The organism is Streptomyces justiciae, assembly GCF_015163075.1.
Taxonomy (GTDB): Bacteria; Actinomycetota; Actinomycetes; order Streptomycetales; family Streptomycetaceae; genus Streptomyces; species Streptomyces justiciae.
This window is the reverse complement of record NZ_JADDXU010000001.1, coordinates 295988-319847: the sequence shown is the minus strand read 5'-3', so window position 1 is coordinate 319847 and position 23860 is coordinate 295988. Positions and strand designations below refer to the sequence as shown.

Here is a 23860-nt window from a genome sequence, read left to right as displayed (position 1 = left end):
GTCACCGTAGGAGCAGTTGGTGACGAACGGGAGACCGGCAGCGGTCAACTGGCCGCCAGATCCTTGTGGATCACCTTCGCCACGCCCTGGATGGTCGTGATGCCGTAGTTCATGGTGCTGTTGTCGTGCGTGAGCACCGTGATCATGTAGTCGTGGCCGCCGCCCTTGAAGGTGCCGACGCTGTGGACGCGCCAGCCGTGCGTGGACCGTTGCAGCCAGCCGTTCTTGACGTGCACGAGGACGTCGGAGGGGGCGCCGTACGGGGTGCCCCAGCGCTGCGAGGAGATGACCTGGCCCATCAACTTCCGGATGTACGTGCGGGAGTTGTCGCTCAGGACCGTGTTCGACGCGGTGATCAGCTTGAGCAGCTTCTGCTCGTCGGTGACCGTGATCTGGGTCAGGCCCCAGTAGCCGTTGGCGCCGGGCTTGGTCTGGGTCATGCCGGCCGCGCTCAGGAATCCCTTGATCTTCGTCAGGCCCAGCTGCTTCCACAGGGTGCTGGTCGCGGTGTTGTCCGACTTGGTGATCATGGCCTTGGCGAGGGTGGTCTCGCGGTCGGTGAGATAGCGGTTGTGCAGCTTCGCGTCCCACAGCAGCGTGGCGAGGACGGTCACCTTGACGACGCTCGCGGAGTCGTAGGCCGACGAAGCGCGCAGCGTGCAGGTGGTCTTGGTGCTGCGGTCGTAGAGGCCGACGGCGATCGTGCCCTTACGGTTGGCGAGGGCCGAGGTGATGTCCCGCTTCAGCTTGTCGGCGAGGCCCGCCTTGGACGACGTACAGCTGACGGTGGGGGCCGTGGCGGCGGTGGCGGGTGCGGCGGCGGCCACGCACGCGACGAGCGCGCCCCCTGCCACCCATCTGGCGCGTCTGGATATGCCGTGAGTCATGCCCTCTTGACTCACGGACGGGAGTGAAAGGTTGCATGCGTGTTCGAAGCGTATTCCGAAGGTGATGTGGCGCGGGGTGGGCTGCTTTGAGCCGCTGATTGGGGAGCCGTTACCCGCTCCTTGGTGAATTCACAGGCAAGGGCCAGGTACGGCACAGCGCACGCTCACCCCGGCTTCGCACCATGCTCGGGTGACATCTGCCACCGATCCACACCCCCACACCGAGACCACGGCCGTTTCTCCCGACTGGCCGCCGCCCTCCCCACCGGCGGCACCCCCGGACAAGGCCCCCCGCTGGTCGCTGCCCGCGCTGCTCGCGATCCTGGTCCTGGCGGGCGTCCTGTACGCCTGGAACCTGTCCGGCAGCAGCCTGAACAGCTTCTACAGCTCGGCGATCTACAGCGGTACGCAGAGCTGGAAGGCCTGGTTCTTCGGCTCGCTCGACGCGGGCAACTTCATCACCGTCGACAAGCCGCCGTTCGCCCTGATGGTCATGGGCCTGTCGTGCCGCGTGTTCGGCTTCGGCACCTGGCAGATGATGGCGCCCGAGATCGCCGCCGCGCTCGGCACGATCTGGATCCTGCACAGCTCCGTGAAGCGGGCCTTCGGGCACGCGGCCGCCGCGATCGCCGCGCTGGTCCTCGCGCTCACCCCGATCACGGTCGCGATCAACCGCGACAACAACCCCGACACCATCCTGGTCCTGCTGATGGTCGGCGGCGCGGCCCTCGCCCTGCGCGCCGTACGCACCGACAAGCTGCTGCCGCTCCTCGGCTCCGCGGTCCTGTTCGGGCTCGCCTTCAACACCAAGATGCTCCAGGGCTACATCGCCCTGCCCGCCGTCTTCGCCGTGTACGTCTACGCCTCGAAGCTCGGCTGGAAGAAGAAGGTCGTCAACCTGGCCCTGGCCGCCGTCGCGCTGGCCGTCGCCAGCTTCTGGTGGGCCACGGCCGTCTCGCTGGTCCCGGCCGACGACCGGCCGTACATCGGCGGTTCCACCGACGGCTCCGCCTGGGACCTGATCATGGGTTACAACGGCCTGGGCCGGGTCCTCGGCGGCGAGGGCAACGGCGGTGGCGGGGGCGGAGGCGGCACCTTCGCCGGCACCGCGGGGATCGGGCGGATGTTCAACGACGTCCTCGGCGGCCAGATCTCCTGGCTGATCCCCTTCGCCTTCCTCGCGCTCGTCGCCGGTCTGGTGCTGTGCGGCCGGGCCCCGCGCACGGACATGACACGGGCCGCGCTCGTCCTGTGGGGCGGCTGGCTGGTGCTGCACTACCTGACCTTCGCGATGGCCGAGGGCACCATGCACCCGTACTACACGACCGCGCTCGCCCCGGGCATCGCGGCGCTGTGCGGTGGCGGCGGCGTCATGCTGTGGCGTGCCTTCCGCGGCGGTGACGCCCGCTGGTCGTGGGTGCTGCCCGCGGGCCTCGCGGTCACCGGTGTCTGGGCGATCGTGCTGCTGCGCCGCGCCACCGGCTGGAACACCTGGCTGTGGCCGGTCGTCGGCGTGGTCATGGTGCTCGCGATCGTGGGCCTGTTCGTCTTCCGTACGGCGGGTTCCGGGACCCGGGCCCGGCTGCTGGCCGTGTCCGTTGCCGCGGCGGTCGTGGCGGGCCTCGCCGGTCCGACGGCGTACGCCGCGTCGCCGGCCTTCGACTCCACGACCGGCGGCATGGGAGGCACCAATCCCACGGCGGGCCCCTCGACCGGGAACGGCATGGGCGGGCCTGGTGGCGGTGGCGGCCGTCCCGGAGGTCAGCAGGGCAGCGGTCAGGCGGGCGGGGAGTTCCCCGGCGGCGGTGGCGGCCAGATGCAGCCCGGTGGCGGTGGCGGCGAGCTTCCGCAGGGCGGTGGTGCACCCGGCGGCGCGAACGGGGAGTTCCCGGGCGGCGGTACGGCTCCCGGCGGCAACGGCGGTACGGGCGGCGCTCCCAGCGGCGGCTTCGGCGGTGGCGGTGGTGGCGGCGGTGGCCCCATGGGCGGCGGCAGCGTCGACAGCGAGCTGATCGCCTACCTGGAGAAGCACCAGGACGGCGCGAAGTGGCTGCTCGCGGTCTCCAACTCGCAGAGCGCCGGCCAGCTGATCCTGAGCACGCACAAGCCCGTCATCTCCATGTGGGGCTTCACCGGCTCCGACCAGGCGATGACCCTGGCCAAGCTCAAGGAGCTGGTGAAGAAGGGCGAGTTGCACTACATCCAGCTCGGCGGTGGCGGTATGGGCGGCAACAGCAGCCTCAACCAGGAGATCACCAGCTGGGTGCAGAAGAACGGCACGGCGGTGAAGGCGAGCGAGTACAGCACGAGTTCGACGTCGGAGTCGACGTCGGACACCTCCACCTCGTCGTCCACGATCTACCGCCTGGACGCCTCGGACGTCAGCTGACTTCCTGACGCCTCTCTCCCTCAAAGGCCCCCGACCATCCGGTCGGGGGCCTTTGTCACGTGTCAACTCGCGTAGACAAGGGCTGATTTGCCGTTTCCGGTCACCCAATGGACACGCAGATTCCATTTACACGGCCGCATGTCCATGTCACTCTCTCGCTTGCCGCCTCCATTCAACCCGCGTAGATGGGACTCTCTTTATGCTGGCGACACGCATACGGCGCTGGAAGTCGGTGGCCCTGGCCACGGCCGCCGTCATGGCCGGCCTCTGCGCCCCGGCGCTCACCGCGACCCCGGCCGCCGCCACGACCACCGCGTACGACTCGACGTACTACAAGAACGCGATCGGCAAGACGGGGACGAGCCTCAAGTCCTCCCTGCACACGATCATCAGCAGTCAGTCGAAGATCTCGTACTCCGCGGTCTGGGACGCGCTCAAGGTCACGGACCAGGACCCGAACAACACCAGCAACGTCCTGCTGCTGTACAGCGGCGTCTCGCGCAGCAAGTCCCTCAACGGCGGTGACGTCGGCGACTGGAACCGTGAGCACACCTGGGCCAAGTCGCACGGCGACTTCGGCGAGGTCACCGGCCCCGGCACCGACCTGCACCACCTGCGCGCCTGTGACGTCCAGGTCAACAGCATCCGCGGCAACCTGGACTTCGACAACGGCGGCAGCACCGTCACCAACGGCGGCGGCAGCACCGTCGACTCCGACTCCTTCGCGCCGCGCGCCGCGGACCGGGGCGACGTGGCCCGCATGATCCTCTACATGGCCGTGCGCTACGAGGGTGACGACGGCTTCGCCGACCTGGAGCCCAACGAGAAGGTCGGCAACGGCTCCAACCCGTACATGGGCAAGCTCTCCGTCCTGAAGGCGTGGAACGAGGCGGACCCGCCGAGCGCCTTCGAGGAGCGCCGCAACCAGGTCATCTACGACACCTATCAGCACAACCGCAACCCGTTCATCGACCACCCGGAGTGGGTCGAGGCGATCTGGTAGGAACGCGCCACACCTGAGCCGCCTCCGTCGCGGGCGTCACTGCGAAACGACGCCGGGACGGGGGCGGTCGGCTCAGCCGCCCTCTGGCGGCGACTGTGCGTCAGAGCTCGGTGGTTCTTCGGTATCGACCGAGGATTTCAGGGCGGCGGCCAGTGCTGCAGTCATCCCGGCGAGTTCCTCCGCCGAGGTGGATGCCCTGACGCCTGGAAGGCTTCGAACAGTACGACGGCCGCCTGCGCGTGGAGGTCGCCCTGCCCCCGCCTCCACGGCATCAGAAAGGCGACCTGGGCGGAGATCCCGCTTCCCGCTCAGCCCAGATGCGTAGCCGCGAACATCCGCAGCACCGCCGACAGCACCACCACCGAAGGCCCCGGCTCGCCCAACGCCTTCGCCAGGTCCGTCTCCAGCGTCTCCGCCGACGTCCGCACCCCCGGCACCCCGAACGACTCCGCCAGCGCCACATAGTCCGGTCGCGTCAGCTCCGTCGCCGTGGCCTCGCCGAACGCGTCGGTCATGTACTCGCGCAGGATGCCGTAACCGCCGTCGTCGACGATCAGCCACGTCACGTTCAGGTCGTACTGGCGGGCGGTGGCCAACTCCGCGATCGAGTACAGCGCACCCCCGTCCCCCGACACCGCCAGCACCGGCCGCGTCGGGTCGGCCACCGCCGCTCCCAGCGCCGCCGGGAAGCCGTAGCCGAGGCCGCCCGCGCCCTGGGCGGAGTGGAGGAGGTTGGGGCCCTTGGCGTCGAAGGCGGACCAGGCCCAGTACGCCAGGATCGTCATGTCCCAGAAGGAGGGAGAATCAGAAGGAAGGGCTCGCCGTACCGACGCCAACACGTCTTGTTCCAGGGTGAGTTCCTGGGAGGCGATACGCGCGGCCACCCGCTCCAGCACCCCGCGAACTCGTTCCCCCGCGTGGACGTCCTCCCGCTCCTCCACCGTCTCCAGCAGCGCCTGCAACGCCAGCCGCGCGTCCGCGTGGATGCCCAGCGCCGGGTGGTTGGACTCCAGCTTGCCGAGGTCCGCCTCGATCTGGATGACCCGGCCGCGGGGCTTGAACGTGTGGTAGTTGGACGACAGTTCGCCCAGGCCCGAGCCCACTACCAGCAGTACGTCCGCCTCCTCCAGGAAGTCCGTGACGTACCGGTCCTCGATCCAGGACTGGAGGGACAGGGGGTGGTTCCAGGGGAACGCACCCTTGCCGCCCGGCGTCGTCACCACCGGGGCCTGCAACACCTCCGCCAGCTGACGCAGCTTCCCGCTCGCGTCGGACCGTACGACCCCGCCACCCGCGATGATCGCCGGGCGGGCCGCCTTCGACAGCAACTCCGCCGCCACCGCCGTCAGTTCGACCCGCGGCGGCAACTCCTCCGGGAACGCGTCGCCGCCCGTCACCACCGGGATCAGCGTGGGAGCCAGCAGCACGTCCTGCGGAATCTCCACCCACACCGGACCGTGCGGGGCCGTCAGGGCCGACTTCCAGGCCGCCTCGATCGCGGACGGGATCTGGGACTGGGTGCGCACGGTGTGGACCGACTTCACCACACCGCGGAAGGAGGCGGACTGGTCCGGGAGTTCGTGCAGGTAGCCGTGGCGGCCGCCGCCCAACCCCGCCGTGGGGATCTGGCTGCTGATCGCCAACACCGGCGCCGATGCCGCCGCCGCCTCCTGCAACGCCGCCAGCGACGTCAGCGCGCCCGGCCCCGTCGAGAGGAGCAGCGGGGCCGCCTCGCCGGTGATCCGGCCGTACGCGTCCGCCGCGAACCCCGCGTTGTTCTCCACCCGCAGGCCCACATAGCGCAGATCGCTGCGCCGCAGCGCGTCGAACATGCCGAGCGCGTGCTGGCCCGGCAGGCCGAAGACCGTCGTCGTGCCGAGCGCGGCCAGCGTCTCCACGACCAGGTCTCCGCCGTTCCGGCCGGCGGGCGGGTTGAGGGCGGCGGCGGTCTGGGCCTCCGTGGGGCGGAGCACCAGGTCGTGGTCGTGGGTCACTTCGCTGCCTTCTCCTGGGCGATCTGGCGGGACATGATCGTGGTCAGTTCGTACGCCGTGTGGGACGCGGCCACCGACGTGATCTCCGCGTGATCGTACGCGGGGGCCACCTCGACGACGTCGGCCGAGACCAGATGACACCCAGCCAGGCCGCGCAGGATCTCCAGCAGCTCCCTCGACGTCATGCCGCCCGCCTCCGGCGTGCCCGTGCCGGGCGCGTGGGCCGGGTCCAGGCAGTCGATGTCGATGGAGATGTAGAGGGGGCGGTCACCGATGCGCTGGCGCAGCTGGTCGGCGACCTCGTCGGCGCCGCGGCGGTAGATGTCCGCGGACGTGACGATGCCGAAGCCCATCTTCTCGTCGTCGGTCAGGTCCTGCTTGCCGTAGAGGGGCCCGCGCGTACCCACGTGGGACAACGCCGACGTGTCGAGGATGCCCTCCTCCACCGCGCGCCTGAAAGGCGTGCCGTGCGTGTACTCCGCGCCGAAGTAGGTGTCCCAGGTGTCGAGGTGGGCGTCGAAGTGCAGCAGGGCGACCGGGCCGTGCTTCTTCGCGACCGAGCGGAGGAGCGGCAGCGCGATGGTGTGGTCGCCGCCGAGGGTCATGAGCCGCGCGCCCGTCCCCAACAGCTCGTCCGCCGCCGCCTCGATCGTCTCCACGGCCTCGTTGATGTTGAACGGGTTCACCGCGATGTCCCCGCCGTCCGCGACCTGCGCCAGGGCGAACGGGGACGCGTCCTGCGCCGGGTTGTAGGGGCGCAGCAGCCGGGACGCCTCGCGGATCGCGTTGCCGCCGAAGCGGGCGCCCGGCCGGTACGAGACGCCCGAGTCGAACGGCACGCCCACGACGGCGACGTCGGCGCGGCCGACCTCGTCGAGGCGGGGCAGCCGGGCGAAGGTCGCGGGGCCGGCGTACCGCGGGATGCGGGAGGAGTCGACGGGGCCGCGGGGCGTCTCGTTGCTGCTCATGAGGTAATGCCTTCTTTCCTACGCTTCATCGCGTATGTACGGAATACGTCCCCGACTCTACTGGGGAGCCGGGACCGGTTCGGACACGAGTTCGGGGGCACCCCGGCCGGCCAGCCGCTCGCGCCAGGCGGTGAGGACGGCCTCGTCGGTCGCGGGGGTCGCCAGGGACACGGCCACGTAGGCGGCGAGGGACGCCAGCAGGCCGTAGTAGACGGGCTCGTTGGCGAGGATGCCGTAGCCCGCCATCAGGCCGATGACCGCGAGGCCGCCGACGATCACGGAGGCGAGCGCGCCGTGGACGGTGCCGCGCTTCCACAGCAGGCCGCCGAGGATCGGGACGAGGAGCCCGCCGACGAGCAGGTTGTACGCCACCGTCAGCGCCTCGACGACGTTGTTGAGCGCGATGGCCGTGCCGATGACACCGACGCCCATGATGAGGATGAAGGCGCGGTTGCCCGCCACCTCGTCACGCTCGCCACCCGTGACCTTGCCGCGCAGCCGCGACCAGATGTCGTTGTTGGCGACGGTCGCGCAGGCGATCAGCGCGCCGGACGACGTCGACATCACGGCGGCGAGCGCGGCGGCCAGCACCAAGCCCCGTACGCCGACCGGGAGTTCGTCCTTGACGATGGTGGCGAAGGCGTCGTCGGCGCTGCCGAGCTTGGGGTAGAGGACCTTGGCGGCCGTGCCGATGACGGCGCCGGCGAGGGCGTACGCGAGACAGTAGGTGCCCGCGACCGTGCCGCCCCACTTGGCCGTCCGGTCGCTGCGGGCGGTGAAGACGCGCTGCCAGATGTCCTGACCGATGAGCATGCCGAACGTATAGATCAGGACGTACGTGAAGATCGTCTCGCCCCCGATGCCCAGCGGGTCGAAGTACGAGGTGGGCAGCTGGTCCTTCATCTCGCTGAAGCCGCCCGCCTTGACGACCGCGATGGGGAGCAGCAGGAGCAGCACGCCGACCGTCTTCACCACGAACTGCACCATGTCGGTGAGGGTGATCGACCACATGCCGCCGAGCGTCGAGTACGCGACGACGATCGAGCCGCCGAGGATGATCGCGACGGTCCGGTTCATGTCGAAGAGGACGTCGAAGATCGTCGCGTAGGCGATGGTCGAGGTGACCGCGAGCATGAGGGTGTACGCCCACATGACCACGCCGGAGATGACGCCCGCCCGGCCGCCGTACCGGAGATCCAGCATCTCGGAGACGGTGTAGACCTTCAGGCGCGCGATGCGGGCCGAGAAGAAGACGGAGAGAGCCAGGAGGCCGAGGCCGATGGTGAAGACCATCCAGGCGCCGGAGAGGCCGTACTGGTAGCCGAGGCCGACGCCGCCGATGGTGGAGGCGCCGCCGAGGACGATCGCGGCCATGGTGCCGGAGTACATGGCGGGACCCAGGCGGCGCCCCGCGACCAGGAACTCGCTCTTGGACTTGGCGCGGCGCATGCCCCACCAGCCCATGGCCAGCATGCCGAGCAGATAGACGACGATGACTGTGTAGTCGATGGCCATGTGGGGGCCTCCTTCGCGAACATCCCGGTGGCGTGTCGTGCAGAGGGGGGTGGGGACGACGGCAGGGGCTCGCGGGGACATCCGCCCGTACCCGCGGCTGCCGGTCGGGACTGACATTAGGTGGCCGGAAAGCGGCTGCGAAGTGTACGTTTCATCCACCCAGGCCGTTCGGAGTGAAGGAAACGCACACCATGCCGGACCCGGCCGTCCCGCCCACCCCACCCGTCCCGCTGGCCGCACTGCTGGCCCGCGAGGACCTCGCGCTGCGGCAGATCGCGGGCCCGGTCGACCCGGCCACCGTCATCCACTGGGCGCACACCTCGGAGATGGCCGACCCGTACCCGTATCTGCTGGGCGGCGAGCTGCTGCTGACGGCGGGCGTGCACGTGCCGGAGGCGGCGGGGTCGGGGGCGTACTTCGACGACTACGTCGCGCGGATCGTGGCGGCGGGCGGCGCGGCGCTGGGCTTCGGCGTGGCGCCGGTGCACGACACGGTCCCGCGCGCGCTGGTGGCGGCCTGCGACGCGTACGAACTCCCGCTCATCGAGGTGCCGCCGCAGACCACCTTCTCGGGCGTGGCCCGCGCGGTCTGGCAGCTCATGGCCCAGGCCCGGCTCGCCGAACTCCGCCGCGTGACCGAGGCCCAGCAGAGCCTCGCCGCGGCCGCGTCCCGCCCGGACCCGGTGCCGTCCGTCCTGCGGCAACTGGCCCAGCGGGTGGGGGGTGGGGCGGTGCTGTACGGGCCGGAGGGGACGGAGATCGCGAGCGCGGGGCGGTTGGCGGGGACCCGTGCGGCAGGCCGACCCGCGGCAGACGCGGGGCACCCGACGCGGGACGCCGCCCGGGACGCGCTGGCCGAGCTCGCCCAGGTCGTCCGCCCCTCCGGCCCCGGCACCCCCACCTCCGCCACCCACACCACCGCCGGCGTCCATCTCGCCGCCTACGCCCTCGGTGCCGGGCAGGGCTTCGTGCTCGGCGTGGCCGCACCGACCCGCGACCCCGGCGACCACACCATCGCCTCCGTCGCCGCCGTCCTCCTCTCCCTCCTCACCGGCGAGCACCAGAGCGGCTCGGGAGCGGCCCGGTCCTCGGCGCTGGTACGGCTGCTGCTGGGCGGCCGGCCGGAGGAGGTGGCGGTGCTGCTGGGGGAGGGGCGGTGGGTGGTGGTGCACGCGGTTCCGACCACCGGCGATCCCGGCCAGGCCCTCGCCGCCTCCGCGCTCGGCGCCGCGCTGGGTTCGCCTCTCGTCGACCTCGCCGCGGACGTCGTACGGGTGCTCGTGCCCGCCGCGCGGGAGCCGCTCGCCCCGCAGCCCGGATGGACCCTCGGGGTCAGTGCCGCCGTCGAGCCGCGTGACTGGGCCCTGGCCGACACCCAGGCGGCCCGCGCTCTGGCCCGTGCGCACGCCACCCGTGCCGCCCTCGTCCGGCACGGCGGCCGGCCGGGTCTCGCCGCGCTCGTCCCGCCCGCCGAGGCCGAGGCGCACGCCCGTGCCCTGCTCGCGCCGATCGCCGGCTCCCCCGCCCTGCTGGAGACCCTGCGCACCTGGCTGTCCTTGCACGGGAGTTGGGACCGGACGGCGGTGGCGCTCGCCGTGCACCGCAACACCGTGCGGCAGCGGGTCGCCAAGTGCGCGGCGTTGCTCGACGCCGACCTCGACGACCCCGACGTACGCATGGAGTTGTGGTTCGCCCTGCGGGAGTGACCCGCGTCCCAGCGTCCGGTACACCCGGCACGGGCACAGGGGCCTGCCTCACAATGGACCCCATGCCGATACCCGGGACTCCCAGCCGCGCCGAGCTCGTCGACCACCTCGTCAGGACCCGCATCGCGGGCGACGTCGCGACGCCCCGAGAGAACAACCTCTCGCACTACCGTCAGCTCGCGAACGGCAACCGCCACTACTGGCTCGGCCTGGAGCTCGGTGACCGCTGGAGCGACGAGCAGGACGTGCTCGCGGTGATGGCGGAGCGGGTGGGTGTGAACGACGACCCCGAGTACCGGTACGGCCAGGACACCATTGACCCCGAGCTGACGGTGGACGGCCTGGACCGGATGGCGGCACGGCTGCGGAAGGCCGCCGAGGGGCAGCAGCGGGTGCTGTTCGCGACCGGTCACCCGGGCGGGCTCCTGGAGGTCCACCACTCCACGGCCGCCGCGCTGCGGGCCGCCGGCTGCGAGATCGTCGTCATCCCGGAGGGGTTGCAGACCGAGGAGGGGTACGTCATGCAGTTCGCGGACGTGGCCGTCCTGGAGCACGGCGCCACGCTGTGGCACACCCACTCCGGCGAGCCGATGAAGGCCATCCTGACGGGCCTGGAGCGCGAGGGGCGTCCGCTGCCCGACCTGGTCGTCGCCGACCACGGCTGGGCCGGGTACGCCGGCCGGCACGGCGTGGACTCCGTCGGGTACGCCGACTGCAACGACCCCGCCCTCTTCCTCGGCGAGGCGGAGGGCACCGTCCAGGTGACGGTCCCCCTCGACGACCACGTCGTCAGCCCGCGCCACTACGACCCGATGACGGCGTACCTGCTGGCGGAGGCGGGCCTCAAGTAGGCCCCCCTCAGCTCACGGCCAGGGGTTCAACCCCTCCGTCCGCTGCTGCGCGTGCCCCGGCGTCGGGTCCAGGTACACCCTGGTCACGCCGGGGAACACGGCCCGCAGCCGCAGCTCGGCCTGTTCACAGGCCCACTCGATCTGGGCCGCCGTCGACACGTCCCGGAAGTCGACCTTGGCGGCGACCAGCGCCTCCCGCGGCCCCTGGACCAGGGTCGTCAGCTCCAGTACGGCCTCGATGTGCTCCACCGCCACCAGCTCGGCCCTGATCCGCTCCCGCATGGGCTTCGGCAGCGGGCGGCCGATCAGCAGCTCGGCGTTGGACCGCCCGAGCACCCACGCCACGGCCAGCAGCAGCACCCCGATGAGCAGCGAGGCGACCCCGTCCCACACGCCCGAACCGGTGAGCTGCCCGCCGAGCAGCCCGCCCGCGGCGAGCACGAGGCCGATCAGCGCGGCCGAGTCCTCCAGGACGACGGCCTTCACGGCGGTGTCCGGGGTGTGCCGGAGGTAGAGCTTGAACGGCGCCCGGAAGCGGGCCGCCTCGCCGCGGGCCTGCTTCAGTCCCGTCCGCAGCGAGTAGCCCTCCAGGAGGAAGGCGACGCCGAGGACGATGTACGAGACGAGCGGGTCGCCGAGTTCCTCGCCCTCGACGAGGGTGTGGATGCCGTCGTAGAGGGAGAAGACCGCGCCGCCGACGAAGGTGGCTACGGCGGCGAGCATGGCCCAGATGTACCGTTCGGGGCCGTAGCCGAGGGGGTGGTCCTCGTCGGCGGGCTTCTCGCTGCGCTTGAGGGCGGTGAGCAGGAGCACCTCGGTGACGGTGTCGGCGACCGAGTGCGCGGCCTCGGAGAGCATCGCGCTGGAGCCACTGATCACACCGGCGACCGCCTTGGCGAGGGCGATCCCGAGGTTGGCGACGGCGGCCACGATCACCGTGAAGGTGCTCTCGCCGCCGCCCTGCTCCGCTGCTTCCGCTTCCGTCATGCCCGTCAGTGTTGCCGAGGTGCCCGGACCACGCCTTCCTGGATCACCGAGATGGCGAGCTGCCCGTCCTGCGTGTAGATGCGCGCCTGACCGAGCCCACGGCCGCCGTGCGCGGACGGCGACTCCTGGTCGTACAGGAGCCATTCGTCGGCGCGGAAGGGCCGGTGGAACCACATCGCGTGGTCGAGGGAGGCACCGACGACGTCCCCGGTCGCCCAGCCGCCGCGGCCGTGCGCGAGCAGGATCGAGTCGAGGAGGGTCATGTCGGAGACGTAGGTGGCGAGGACGACGTGCAGGAGGGGGTCGTCGGCGAGCTTGCCGTTGGTGCGGAACCAGACCTGCGAGTGCGGCTCGCGCGGCTCGCCGAACTTCCCGTACGGCGGCTCGTCGACGTACCGCAGGTCGATCGCCTGGCGGGCCTCGAGGAACTTCTCGATGACGTCCGGCGCGATGTGGTCGTAGCCGCGCAGCCGCTCCGCGGAGGTGGGGAGCGTGGCGGGGTCGGGGGCGGCCGGCATCGGGGCCTGGTGGTCGAAGCCTTCCTCGTGCTTCTGGAAGGACGCCGACAGCGCGAAGATCGGCTGGCCGTGCTGGACGGCGAGGACCCGGCGGGCGGTGAAGGAGCGGCCGTCGTTCATGCGCTCGACCGTGTAGACGATCGGCGCGCCCGGGTCCCCGGTGCGCAGGAAGTACGCGTGCAGAGAGTGGGCGAGACGGTCCTCGGGGACCGTGCGCCCGGCGGCGACGAGCGCCTGGGCCGCGACCTGGCCGCCGAAGACGCGCGGGACGATGGCGGGCCGGGACTGGCCGCGGAAGATGTTCTCCTCGATCTGCTCGAGGTCGAGCAGATCGAGGAGACCCTGTAGTGCCTGACTCATGCAGTCATTTCTACTGGTCAGCGGTTGCGGGGGTCTTACAGACCCGTGTCCTGCGTTCTTACAGGCCCATGTCCTTGGCGATGATCGTCTTCATGATCTCGTTCGTGCCGCCGTAGATCCGGTTGACGCGGTTGTCCGCGTACAGGCGGGCGATCGGGTACTCGTTCATGAAGCCGTAGCCGCCGTGCAGCTGGAGGCAGCGGTCGATGACGCGGTGCGCGACCTCGGTGCAGAACAGCTTCGCGGAGGCGGCCTCGGCCGGGGTCAGCTCGCCCGCGTCCAGCGCCTCGGTGGCGCGGTCGGCGACCGCCTCGGCGGCGTCGACCTCGGCCTTGCAGGCGGCCAGCTCGAACTTGGTGTTCTGGAAGGTGGCGACCGGCTTGCCGAAGACCGTGCGGTCCGTGACGTACTGCTGGGCGAACCGGACGGCGGCCTTGGCCTGCGCGTAGGCGCCGAAGGCGATGCCCCAGCGCTCGGACGCCAGGTTGTGGCCGAGGTAGTAGAAGCCCTTGTTCTCCTCGCCGAGCAGGTCCTCGACCGGAACCTTCACGTCGACGAACGCCAGCTCGGCGGTGTCGGAGGTGCGCAGGCCCAGCTTGTCGAGCTTGCGGCCGATCGAGTAGCCCTCGGCCTTGGTGTCCACGGCGAAGAGGGAGATGCCGTGGCGGCGGTCCTCGGCGGTGGAGGCGGCGGTACGGGCGGCCACGATCACACGGTCGGCGTGGACGCCACCGGTGATGAAGGTCTTGGCGCCGTTGAGGACGTAGTGCGTGCCGTCCTCGCTCAGCTTGGCGGTGGTCTTCATGCCCGCGAGGTCGGAACCGGTGCCCGGCTCGGTCATCGCCAGCGCCCACATCTCCTCGGCGGAGACGAACTTCGGCAGGTAGCGCTTCTTCTGCTCGTCGGTGGCGAGCATCTTGATGTACGGCAGGGCGAGCAGCACGTGCACACCGGAGCCGCCGAAGTGGACGCCCGCGCGGGCCGTCTCCTCGTACATCACGGCCTCGAACTTGTACGAGTCGATGCCGGCGCCGCCGAACTCCTCCGGCACGTTGATGCCGAACAGGCCCAGCTCGGCGAGCTTGTAGTAGAACTCGCGCGGCGCCTGACCGGCCGCGAACCACTCGTCGTAGACGGGGACGACCTCGGCCTCGATGAAGGCCCGGAGGGTCTCCCGGAACGCCTCGTGATCCTCGTTGAACACCGTACGGCGCACCGCCGCCACCTCCACCTGGCTCCAGGGTCGCTTGTCTAAGCGCTTGCTCAGAAGCTAAAGGTACCGGCCGGTAGCGAGAGCCGTCCAGGGGAACCCGTCCGTAACGCTCGTCACTCCCCCGCCGCCCCGAACGCCCCTCGGGCCATCCGGTGCAGCAGTACCGCCGTGACGCCCCGCCCCGGGAGCGCGCCCGGCCGCCCCAGGTGCGGGGTCGAGTTCAGCAGCCCGAAGACCGAGTGCACGGCGGATCGCGCGGTGGGCTCCGTCAGCGTCGGGTACACCTCGCGGACGACGCCCACCCACAGCTCGACGTACTGCCGCTGAAGCTGCCGCACCAGCTTGCGGTCGCTGTCGCGGAGGCGGTCCAACTCGCGGTCGTGCAAGGTGATCAGTGGCCGGTCGTCCAGGGCGAAGTCGATGTGGCCCTCGATGAGGGAGTCGAGGACGTCCGCCGCCGAGGAGCCGTCCGCCTCGGCCAGCCGTCGCTTCGCGCCCCGCAGCAGCTGCTCGCTGATCCCCACCAGCAGCTCCGCCAGCATCGCGTCCTTGCCGGCGAAGTGGCGGTAGAGGCCGGGGCCGCTGATGCCGACGGCGGCCCCTATCTCGTCCACGCCGACGCCGTGGAAGCCGCGCTCGGCGAAGAGTCGAGCGGCCTCCTTGAGGATCTGCTCGCGGCGGGTGGGGGCGTCGGTTCTGGTGGCCATGCAAGCAATTCTAGACAGGGAGGTTAGCGGTCGTTAACCTGAAGGAAATGGTTAACGCTCATTAACAGTCGACCACTGGGTGAGGGGACCGCAGGATGCACGAGGCACCGGAGCTGACGAGCGGGGCGGACCCCGCGTCGGAGGCCTGGCGGGCCAACGAGGAAGCCCACCTCGCACTCGTCGGGGAGCTGCGCGGGAAGCTGGCCGCGGCGGCGCTGGGCGGGGGTGAGAAGGCGCGCGCCCGGCACACCGCGCGCGGCAAGCTGCTGCCGCGCGACCGGGTGGACACGCTCCTCGATCCGGGTTCGCCGTTCCTGGAGCTGGCCCCCCTCGCCGCCGACGGGCTCTACGACGGCCAGGCCCCGGCCGCCGGGGTGATCGCCGGGATCGGCCGGGTCAGCGGGCGTGAGTGCGTGATCGTCGCCAATGACGCGACCGTCAAGGGCGGCACGTACTACCCGATGACGGTGAAGAAGCACCTGCGCGCCCAGGAAGTCGCCCTGGAGAACCGGCTCCCCTGTCTCTACCTCGTGGACTCCGGCGGGGCCTTCCTGCCCATGCAGGACGAGGTCTTCCCCGACCGCGAGCACTTCGGGCGGATCTTCTACAACCAGGCCCGGATGTCCGGCGTCGGCATCCCGCAGATCGCCGCCGTCCTCGGCTCCTGTACGGCCGGTGGCGCCTATGTCCCCGCGATGAGCGACGAGGCCGTCATCGTCCGCAACCAGGGCACGATCTTCCTGGGTGGCCCGCCCCTGGTGAAGGCCGCGACCGGCGAGGTCGTCACGGCAGAGGAGCTGGGCGGCGGCGAGGTGCACGCGCGCGTGTCCGGCGTGACCGACCACCTCGCGGAGGACGACGCGCACGCGCTGCGGATCGTGCGCAACATCGTCGCCACGCTCCCCGCGCGCGGGGCGCTCCCGTGGTCCGTGGAGCCGGCCGTCGAGCCGAAGGTCGATCCGTACGGTCTCTACGGCGCCGTCCCCGTCGACTCCCGCACCCCTTATGACGTACGCGAGATCATCGCGCGCGTGGTCGACGGCTCCCGCTTCTCGGAGTTCAAGTCCGAGTTCGGGCAGACCCTCGTCACCGGCTTCGCCCGCATCCACGGCCACCCGGTCGGCATCGTCGCCAACAACGGCATCCTGTTCTCCGAGTCCGCCCAGAAGGGCGCCCACTTCATCGAGCTGTGCGACCAGCGCGGCATCCCGCTGGTGTTCCTGCAGAACATCTCCGGGTTCATGGTGGGGCGTTCGTACGAGGCCGGTGGCATCGCCAAGCACGGCGCGAAGATGGTCACGGCCGTCGCCTGCACGCGCGTGCCGAAGCTGACGGTCGTGGTCGGCGGCTCGTACGGCGCGGGCAACTACTCCATGTGCGGCCGGGCCTACTCCCCCCGCTTCCTGTGGATGTGGCCCAACGCCAAGATCTCCGTCATGGGCGGCGAACAGGCCGCGTCGGTCCTCGCGACCGTCAAGCGGGACCAGTTGGAGGCGCGCGGCGAGGACTGGCCCGCGGAGGACGAGGAGGCCTTCAAGGACCCGATCCGTGCGCAGTACGACCGCCAGGGGAATGCCTACTACGCGACGGCCCGCCTGTGGGACGACGGGGTCATCGACCCCCTGGAGACCCGCCAGGTGCTGGGCCTGGCCCTGACCGCCTGCGCCAACGCGCCCCTGGGTGACCCCCAGTTCGGCGTCTTCCGGATGTGAGGACCCATGTTTGACACAGTGCTTGTCGCCAACCGGGGCGAGATCGCGGTCCGCGTCATCCGTACCCTGCGCTCCCTGGGCGTGCGCTCGGTGGCCGTCTTCTCCGACGCCGACGCGGACGCCCGGCACGTACGGGAGGCCGACACGGCGGTACGACTGGGCCCGGCACCGGCCGCCGAGAGCTATCTGTCGGTGGAGCGGCTGCTGGAGGCCGCCGCGTCGACGGGCGCCCAGGCCGTCCACCCCGGCTACGGCTTCCTCGCCGAGAACGCGGCCTTCGCGCGCGCGTGCGCCGACGCCGGGCTGGTCTTCATCGGCCCGCCCGCGGACGCCATCTCCCTGATGGGCGACAAGATCCGGGCCAAGGAGACGGTGGCCGCGGCGGGGGTGCCGGTGGTGCCGGGCGGCCGTGACCCGGAACTGGCTTCCGCCGCCCTGGAATTGGGCGCTCCGGTCCTGCTCAAGCCCTCCGCCGGCGGTGGCGGCAAGGGCATGCGGCTGGTCCGCGATCTGTCCGTGCTGGACGAGGAGATCGCCGCGGCCCGCCGCGAGGCCCGCGCCTCCTTCGGCGACGACACGCTCCTGGTGGAGCGGTGGATCGACCGCCCCCGGCACATCGAGATCCAGGTCCTGGCGGACGGCCACGGCAACGTCGTCCACCTCGGCGAACGCGAGTGCTCCCTCCAGCGCCGCCACCAGAAGATCATCGAGGAGGCCCCGTCGGTCCTCCTGGACGAGGCCACGCGCGCGGCGATGGGCGAGGCGGCGGTCCAGGCGGCCCGCTCGTGCGGCTACCGGGGCGCGGGCACGGTGGAGTTCATCGTCCCCGGCGGCGACCCGTCGTCGTACTACTTCATGGAGATGAACACCCGCCTCCAGGTCGAGCACCCGGTCACCGAACTCATCACGGGCCTGGACCTGGTGGAGTGGCAGCTGCGGGTGGCGGCGGGGGAGCCGCTGCCGTTCGGACAGGACGACGTACGGCTCACGGGCCACGCGATCGAGGCGCGCCTGTGCGCGGAGGACCCGGCCCGCGGCTTCCTCCCCTCCGGCGGCACGGTGCTGCGGTTGCACGAGCCGCAGGGCGAGGGCGTACGTACGGACTCCGGGCTCAGCGAGGGTGTGGAGGTCGGCAGCCTGTACGACCCGATGCTGTCCAAGGTGATCGCGTACGGCCCCGACCGCGCGACGGCCCTGCGCAAGCTCCGCGCGGCGCTGGCGGACACGGTGACGCTGGGCGTGCAGACCAACGCGGGGTTCCTGCGGAGGCTGTTGGCCCATCCGGATGTGGTCGCGGGGCAGTTGGACACGGGGCTGGTCGAACGCGAGGTCGATGGGCTCGTGGCCGACGCGGTGCCCGCAGAGGTGTACGCGGCGGCGGCGCTGCTGCGCCAGGCGGCGCTCGCCCCGGCCGAGGACAGCGGGTGGGCCGACCCGTTCGCCGCGGCGAACGGCTGGCGGCTGGGCGGCGAGCGGGCCTGGACGGCACACCCGCTGCGCGTGCCGGGCCACGAGCCGGTGATCGTGCGCGTGCGCAGCACACCGGACGGCGGCACCGAAGTGCTCGTGGGCGACGCCGAGACGCCCCTGCGCGGGACCGCGACCGCCGCCTCGGCGGGCCGATTCACCTGCCTCCTCGACGGCGTCGCGCACACCTTCACCGCCCTGCCGGACGGCACGTGGCTGGGCCGCGACGGCGACGCGTGGCACGTACGGGACCACGACCCGGTGGCGGCGTCCCTGTCCGGCGCGGCCCACGCGGGCGCCGACTCGCTCACCGCGCCCATGCCGGGGACGGTGACGGTGGTGAAGGTCGCCGTGGGGGACGAAGTGGCGGCCGGACAGAGCCTGTTGGTGGTGGAGGCGATGAAGATGGAGCACGTCATCTCCGCCCCGCACGCGGGCACGGTCGCCGAACTGGACGTCAAGCCGGGCACGACGGTCGCGATGGACCAGGTGCTGGCCGTCATCACCCCCGTGGAGGACGAGACATGACACTCCCCATGGTCGTACCGCAGGAAGGCCTGCCGTCGCGGGTCCGCATCCATGAGGTCGGCGCGCGCGACGGGTTGCAGAACGAGAAGTCGAGCGTCCCGACGGACGTCAAGGCGGAGTTCATCCACCGCCTGGCCGACGCGGGCCTGACGACGATCGAGGCGACGAGCTTCGTCCACCCCAAGTGGGTGCCCCAACTGGCGGACGCGGAGCAGCTGTTCCCGCGGCTGGCCGACGTGAAGGCGGACCTTCCGGTACTGGTCCCGAACGAACGCGGTCTGGAGCGCGCCCTGGCGCTGGGAGCGACCCGGGTGGCGGTCTTCGCCAGCGCCAGCGAGTCGTTCGCGAAGGCCAACCTCAACCGCACGCTGGACGAGGCGCTGGCCATGTTCGAGCCGACGGTGGCGCGCGCGAAGGATGCGGGCGTGCATGTCCGCGGCTACCTCTCCATGTGCTTCGGCGACCCATGGGAGGGCCCGGTCCCGGTGCCGCAGGTCGTGCAGGTCTGCCGGGCGCTGCTCGACATGGGCTGCGACGAGTTGAGCCTGGGCGACACGATCGGCGTGGCGACGGCGGGCCACGTACGGGCGCTGCTGCGGGCGTTGAACGAGGAGGGCGTCTCGACGTCCGTGCTCGGCGTGCACTTCCACGACACGTACGGCCAGGCGCTCGCCAACACGTACGCGGCGCTGCTGCACGGCGTCACCACGGTCGACGCCTCCGCGGGCGGCCTCGGCGGCTGCCCGTTCGCCAAGTCAGCCACCGGCAACCTCGCCACCGAAGACCTCGTGTGGATGCTGCAGGGTCTCGGCATCGACACCGGAGTCGACCTCGACCGTCTCGTCGCCACCAGCGAGTGGATGGCCGACCACCTGGGCCGACCCAGCCCTTCCCGCACCGTTCGAGCCCTGTCCCACAAGGAGCAGTGACCCGCGATGGACCACCGACTCTCCCCCGAACTCGAAGAACTCCGCCGCACGGTGGAGGAGTTCGCGCACGACGTCGTAGCCCCGAAGATCGCCGACTACTACGAACACCACGAGTTCCCCTACGAGATCGTCCGCGAGATGGGCCGCATGGGCCTGTTCGGACTGCCGTTCCCCGAGGAGTACGGCGGTATGGGCGGCGACTACATGGCGCTGGGCGTGGCGCTGGAGGAGCTGGCGAGGGTCGACTCGTCGGTGGCGATCACGCTGGAGGCAGGGGTGTCCCTGGGCGCCATGCCCCTGCACCTCTACGGCACGGAGGCCCAGAAGCAGGAGTGGCTCCCGCGTCTGTGCTCGGGCGAGATCCTGGGCGCGTTCGGCCTGACGGAACCGGACGGCGGCAGCGACGCGGGCGCGACGCGCACGACGGCTCGCCTGGACGAGTCGACCGGGGAATGGGTGATCAACGGCACGAAGTGCTTCATCACCAACTCGGGCACGGACATCACGGGCTTGGTGACGGTGACGGCGGTGACAGGCCGCAAGCCCGACGGCAAGCCGTTGATCTCCTCGATCATCGTCCCCTCGGGCACCCCGGGCTTCACGGTGGCGGCGCCGTACTCGAAGGTGGGCTGGAACGCGTCAGACACGCGTGAACTGTCCTTCGCGGACGTCCGCGTCCCCGCGACGAACCTGCTGGGCGAGGAGGGCAGGGGCTACGCCCAGTTCCTGCGCATCCTGGACGAGGGCCGCATCGCGATCGCGGCGCTGTCGACGGGCCTGGCGCAGGGCTGCGTGGACGAGTCGGTGAAGTACGCGAAGGAACGCCACGCCTTCGGCAAGCCGATCGGCGCGAACCAGGCCATCCAGTTCAAGATCGCGGACATGGAGATGAAGGCCCACACCGCCCGTCTGGCCTGGCGGGACGCGGCGTCGAGGCTGGTGGCAGGCGAGCCCTTCAAGAAGGAAGCGGCCCTCGCCAAGCTCTACTCGTCCACGATCGCGGTGGACAACGCCCGGGACGCGACCCAGGTCCACGGCGGCTACGGCTTCATGAACGAGTACCCGGTGGCCCGCATGTGGCGCGACTCCAAGATCCTGGAGATCGGGGAGGGGACGAGCGAGGTACAGCGGATGCTGATCGCTCGGGAGTTGGGCTTGGTGGGCTGAGCCTCCGGGCGCCGTCGACCCGCGCCGTATGGATGCGGGGCGACGGCGGCCCGCATCCATACCGTTGGCGTATGGACTACGCCAAGATGCGCATGATCGCCGAGGAGCTTGAGGCGTACGCAGAGCGCCTTGAGGGTGCCTGGATCGTGGAGATCGGCCCGTCGGGACCGGTACTGGCGATGACGTGCCCGTCGAAGCGCCACCAGGGCACGATCCGCCGCATCCGGGAGCAACTGGACGAGCAGCTCCTCACCACCCACCCCGGCTACATCTGCGCGAACGGCCCCGAGATCGAACACCCAGCGATCGGCCGCATGCGCCGCCCCGATGCCGTCGTCATCCCGGAGCACGTACTCGACGAAGAGGACCTGGCCGTGGACGCCACGGAAGTGCTGGCCGTCATCGAGATCGTCTCGCCGTCCAACCCGAACAACGACTACGGCGAGAAGCTCGCCGAATACCCTGCCATGGGTATCGCGCACTACCTCATCGTCGACCCTCGCACCGGCACCATCGAAGTGCACTCGGACCCGTGCAAGAACCGCTACAGCCGCAAGGACCCGTACATCTTCGGAGACGCGGTCCCGTTCGGCCCCTGGACGGTCGAGACGGCGGATTTCCGCCGCTACGGCAAGGCAGGGAACGGCGTCGGCTGAGGGCCGGGCGACTGTGCAGCGGCGCTTCAACATCCGTTGATTGCAAAGGAGTTGGAGCCCGGCGGTACACCCACGCCACCCCACAGACAGCCCACAGCTTCGTTTTCAAGGGGCCCTGCCCCCTGGACAAGATCTGAGGTTAGGCTAACCTACGTTCGAACTTGTCCGGCGGGCGCTTCGCCCCGTTCGAAAGCAGCCACACTCATGTCCAACGCCAGAGCCACCCACCTCACCCGCCGCGGCATCCTCGCCGCGGGCGGCGCCCTCGGCCTCGGTGCCGTGCTCGCAGCCTGCGGTGACGACGACGCGAAAAGCGGTGGCTCTGGCGAGGAGACGGCCGCCGCGAAGAAGTCCGGTCCCTGGACGTTCAAGGACGACCGCGGCACCGAGGTGAAGCTCGACAAGATCCCCGCGAACATCGTCGCCTTCACCGGCGTCGCCGCCGCGCTCTACGACTACGGCATCTCCGTCAAGGGCGTCTTCGGCCCCACCAAGACCGCCGACGGCAAGGCCGACGTCCAGGCCGGCGACATGGACATCTCCAAGGTCGAGATCCTCGGCAACGTCTGGGACCAGTTCAACGTCGAGAAGTACGCCGCCCTCGCCCCGGACGTCCTCATCACCACGATGTTCGACGACGCCGGCACCCTCTGGTACGTCCCGGCCGCCTCCAAGGACAAGATCGCCAAGCTCGCCCCGAGCGTCGGCATCTCCGTCTACGACCGCCAGATCACCGAGCCGCTCCAGCGCATGTGGGAGCTCGCGGAGTCCCTCGGCGCCGACATGACGGCCGCCACCGTCACCGACGCCAAGAAGAAGTTCGAGGCCGCCGCGACCCGGCTGCGCGCCGCCGCGAAGGCGAAGCCCGACATCAAGGTGATGGCCGGTTCCGCCAGCCAGGACATCTTCTACGTCTCCGGCACCAACCTCTCCATCGACCTCGAGTACTTCAAGGCCCTCGGCGTGAACTTCGTCGAGCCGCCGGAGAGCGCCAAGAAGGAGGGTGGCGGCTGGTACGAGTCGCTGAGCTGGGAGAACGTCGACAAGTACAAGGCCGACATCATCATGATGGACGACCGGTCGTCGACGATCCAGCCGGCCGACATCACCGAGGCGACCTGGAAGAAGCTCCCTGCCGTAAAGGCCGGGCAGGTCATCTCTCGGTCGCCGGAGCCGATCCTGTCGTACGACAAGTGCACGCCGCTTCTTGAGACCCTCGCCGAGGCTCTTGAGAACGCGAAGAAGGTCAGCTAGTCGCTTACGCCGGTGGGGAGCTGCGGGTCCGTCGTGGCTGGTCGCGCAGTTCCCCGCGCCCCTTGGGTACGTCACCTCGCCCCCTGATCCAAAACTCAGGAGCACTCCCATGACCACCGCCGTTGCCGCCCCGTTCCGCTTCTTCGCGCTGCACGTCGTGAGAACGCGGCAGCTCGGGCCGTCTCTCGTCCGGGTCACCTTCTCCGGCGAAGAACTGCGGGAGTTCTGCTCCAACGGGTGCGACCAGTCGCTGTCGCTCTTCATCCCCGCCGAGGGGCAGACCGAGCCCCGTGTGCCCATCGAGCTCGGTGACGGCTGGTGGCAGGGCTGGCGTGAACTCCCGGACGACGTACGGGCCGTGATGCGGTCGTACACGCTCCGCGCCCTGCGTCGGGACCCCGACGAGATCGACATCGACTTCGTGCTGCACGGCGTCGAACCCGGTGCCGACACGCAGGCCGGGCCCGCCTCCCGCTGGGCCGCCGCCGCTACCGCCGGGGACCGTGTCCTCCTCCTCGGCCCCGCCATCGCCGACAACCGGGCGATCCGGTTCCGGCCCGCCGAGGACACCGACCTCACCCTCATCTGGGGCGACGAGACCGCCGTACCCGCCGTCTCCGCGATCCTCGAGTCCCTGCCGGCCGGCACTCCCGCCCGGGTCTGGCTGGAGGTGCAGCACGCCGCCGACATCCAGGACCTGGTGACCGAGGCCGACGCCGAGATCACCTGGTTCGTCCGGGACCACGAGGGCGCCGAGGGGTCCCCCATGGCCCTCGGCGCCATCCGTGACACCCAACTCCCGGACTCCACAAAGCCGTACGTCTGGATCGCGGGCGAGTCGAGCTGTGTGAAGCAGCTGCGCCGGCACTTCGTCGGCGAACGCGGCATCGACCGCCGCAGCGTCACCTTCGTCGGTTACTGGCGGCAGGGCATGACCGAGGAACAGCTCCGCGCCGCCGAGTAGCCGCCGCGTAGCCCCCAGAACGACCCCGAGCCGCCGCACGCCCAACTCCCCCGCGTGCGGCGGTGACTGCTGTGCGGGGAGTGGC

Annotated in this window: 19 protein-coding genes; 11 read left to right on the top strand and 8 right to left on the bottom strand. The window is 70.7% G+C overall.

What is annotated here, in order from left to right; translation table 11 throughout:
• Positions 1 to 44 precede the first annotated feature (44 nt).
• A complete protein-coding gene (locus tag IQ210_RS01480) occupies positions 45 to 887 on the bottom strand; it encodes a serine hydrolase (protein WP_194075896.1) in 843 nt (280 codons plus the stop codon).
• A 190-nt stretch (positions 888 to 1077) separates the two neighbouring features.
• Here IQ210_RS01480 and IQ210_RS01475 point away from each other — a divergent pair, with 190 nt between their 5' ends.
• Complete coding sequence (locus tag IQ210_RS01475; RefSeq protein ID WP_194075894.1) at positions 1078 to 3276, top strand: mannosyltransferase YkcB-related protein; 2199 nt, start codon at positions 1078 to 1080, stop codon at positions 3274 to 3276.
• Between the two features lie 199 nt (positions 3277 to 3475).
• Positions 3476 to 4279 (top strand): endonuclease I family protein, encoded by an 804-nt coding sequence (locus IQ210_RS01470; protein WP_194075892.1) that lies wholly within the window; start codon positions 3476 to 3478, stop codon positions 4277 to 4279.
• Positions 4280 to 4587: 308 nt separating this feature from the next.
• On the opposite strand, the gene IQ210_RS01465 is transcribed toward IQ210_RS01470, so the two are convergent.
• From IQ210_RS01465 to IQ210_RS01455, 3 genes are read right to left on the bottom strand one after another with little or no spacing between them, the layout of a single operon-like run.
• The gene (locus tag IQ210_RS01465) at positions 4588 to 6273 is read right to left on the bottom strand and encodes a thiamine pyrophosphate-binding protein (RefSeq protein ID WP_194075890.1); all 1686 of its coding nucleotides are present in this window, start codon (positions 6271 to 6273) and stop codon (positions 4588 to 4590) included.
• Positions 6270 to 7241 (bottom strand): agmatinase, encoded by a 972-nt coding sequence (gene speB, locus IQ210_RS01460; protein WP_194075888.1) that lies wholly within the window; start codon positions 7239 to 7241, stop codon positions 6270 to 6272. Before speB ends, IQ210_RS01465 begins: the two co-directional genes overlap by 4 nt.
• A 57-nt stretch (positions 7242 to 7298) precedes the next feature.
• Complete coding sequence (locus IQ210_RS01455) at positions 7299 to 8756, bottom strand: sodium:solute symporter (protein WP_194075886.1); 1458 nt, start codon at positions 8754 to 8756, stop codon at positions 7299 to 7301.
• A gap of 191 nt (positions 8757 to 8947) precedes the next feature.
• Between IQ210_RS01455 and IQ210_RS01450 the strand changes: the two genes are divergently transcribed.
• Positions 8948 to 10462: a PucR family transcriptional regulator gene (locus IQ210_RS01450; RefSeq protein ID WP_194075883.1), complete on the top strand. Its 1515-nt coding sequence runs from the start codon at positions 8948 to 8950 to the stop codon at positions 10460 to 10462.
• Positions 10463 to 10524: 62 nt separating this feature from the next.
• Positions 10525 to 11313, top strand: coding sequence for a phosphatase (locus IQ210_RS01445; RefSeq protein WP_194075881.1), 789 nt, complete (start codon positions 10525 to 10527; stop codon positions 11311 to 11313).
• 12 nt (positions 11314 to 11325) lie between these two features.
• On the opposite strand, the gene IQ210_RS01440 is transcribed toward IQ210_RS01445, so the two are convergent.
• The 4 genes from IQ210_RS01440 to IQ210_RS01425 form a co-directional block, all read right to left on the bottom strand.
• The gene (locus IQ210_RS01440) at positions 11326 to 12300 is read right to left on the bottom strand and encodes a cation diffusion facilitator family transporter (RefSeq protein ID WP_194075879.1); all 975 of its coding nucleotides are present in this window, start codon (positions 12298 to 12300) and stop codon (positions 11326 to 11328) included.
• A gap of 5 nt (positions 12301 to 12305) precedes the next feature.
• Positions 12306 to 13178 carry an acyl-CoA thioesterase gene (locus IQ210_RS01435; protein ID WP_194075877.1) on the bottom strand — a complete coding sequence of 291 codons (873 nt, stop codon included), beginning with the start codon at positions 13176 to 13178 and terminating at the stop codon, positions 12306 to 12308.
• A gap of 58 nt (positions 13179 to 13236) precedes the next feature.
• Entirely contained in the window at positions 13237 to 14394 is a 1158-nt protein-coding gene (locus IQ210_RS01430; protein WP_194075874.1) for an acyl-CoA dehydrogenase family protein, read from the bottom strand.
• Between the two features lie 110 nt (positions 14395 to 14504).
• Positions 14505 to 15098, bottom strand: coding sequence for an SACE_7040 family transcriptional regulator (locus IQ210_RS01425; protein WP_194075872.1), 594 nt, complete (start codon positions 15096 to 15098; stop codon positions 14505 to 14507).
• A 95-nt stretch (positions 15099 to 15193) separates the two neighbouring features.
• Between IQ210_RS01425 and IQ210_RS01420 the strand changes: the two genes are divergently transcribed.
• From IQ210_RS01420 to IQ210_RS01390, 7 genes are all read left to right on the top strand, one after another.
• Positions 15194 to 16810 carry a carboxyl transferase domain-containing protein gene (locus IQ210_RS01420; protein WP_194075870.1) on the top strand — a complete coding sequence of 539 codons (1617 nt, stop codon included), beginning with the start codon at positions 15194 to 15196 and terminating at the stop codon, positions 16808 to 16810.
• Positions 16811 to 16816: 6 nt separating this feature from the next.
• The gene (locus tag IQ210_RS01415) at positions 16817 to 18805 is read left to right on the top strand and encodes an acetyl/propionyl/methylcrotonyl-CoA carboxylase subunit alpha (RefSeq protein ID WP_194075868.1); all 1989 of its coding nucleotides are present in this window, start codon (positions 16817 to 16819) and stop codon (positions 18803 to 18805) included.
• On the top strand, positions 18802 to 19734 hold the full coding sequence (locus IQ210_RS01410) for a hydroxymethylglutaryl-CoA lyase (RefSeq protein WP_194075866.1): 933 nt from the start codon (positions 18802 to 18804) through the stop codon (positions 19732 to 19734). Before IQ210_RS01415 ends, IQ210_RS01410 begins: the two co-directional genes overlap by 4 nt.
• 6 nt (positions 19735 to 19740) lie before the next feature.
• The gene (locus IQ210_RS01405) at positions 19741 to 20901 is read left to right on the top strand and encodes an acyl-CoA dehydrogenase family protein (protein ID WP_194075864.1); all 1161 of its coding nucleotides are present in this window, start codon (positions 19741 to 19743) and stop codon (positions 20899 to 20901) included.
• 71 nt (positions 20902 to 20972) lie between these two features.
• Positions 20973 to 21557 carry a Uma2 family endonuclease gene (locus IQ210_RS01400; RefSeq protein ID WP_194075862.1) on the top strand — a complete coding sequence of 195 codons (585 nt, stop codon included), beginning with the start codon at positions 20973 to 20975 and terminating at the stop codon, positions 21555 to 21557.
• A gap of 204 nt (positions 21558 to 21761) precedes the next feature.
• Positions 21762 to 22811, top strand: coding sequence for an ABC transporter substrate-binding protein (locus IQ210_RS01395; protein WP_194075860.1), 1050 nt, complete (start codon positions 21762 to 21764; stop codon positions 22809 to 22811).
• Between the two features lie 109 nt (positions 22812 to 22920).
• Positions 22921 to 23775, top strand: a complete 855-nt coding sequence (locus IQ210_RS01390; protein WP_194075856.1) for a siderophore-interacting protein — start codon at positions 22921 to 22923, stop codon at positions 23773 to 23775.
• Positions 23776 to 23860: the final 85 nt, after the last annotated feature.